The sequence below is a fragment of the Paenibacillus sp. 598K genome, from assembly GCF_003851045.1.
Taxonomy (GTDB): domain Bacteria; phylum Bacillota; class Bacilli; order Paenibacillales; family Paenibacillaceae; genus Paenibacillus_D.
Genome location: NZ_BFBX01000452.1, coordinates 1 through 312, shown reverse-complemented (window position 1 = coordinate 312; position 312 = coordinate 1). Strand labels below are relative to the sequence as shown.

At 67.0% G+C, this 312-nt stretch carries 1 protein-coding gene; it reads right to left on the bottom strand.

Features of this window, described 5'->3' with window-relative positions; all coding sequences use genetic code 11:
* On the bottom strand, nucleotides 1–312 hold a 312-nt coding region (locus tag PA598K_RS35735; RefSeq protein ID WP_148092074.1), incomplete at both ends, for an AMP-binding protein.

Genomic DNA, 312 nt, shown 5'->3' with positions numbered 1-312 from the left:
CCGGTACATCCGCCGTCCCGGGACGAACGGATCGTCCACGAACCGCTCGGCGGTCAACGCCTCCCGGCCCCAGTAGCCGCGCGCGACGCCGTCTCCGGCGATGTACAGCTCGCCGACCGCGCCGCCCGGCACCGGCCGCAGCTGTCCATTCAGCACGTAGATGCTGACATTGTCTGCCGGACGACCGATCGGCACCGAGGCGTACAGATCCCGCGCCGGATCGTATGCATGGATCATGCAGCCGACGACCGTCTCGGTCGGCCCGTATTCATTGTAGATCGTCACCTTGCCCTCGAATCGCTCGTCTACCCG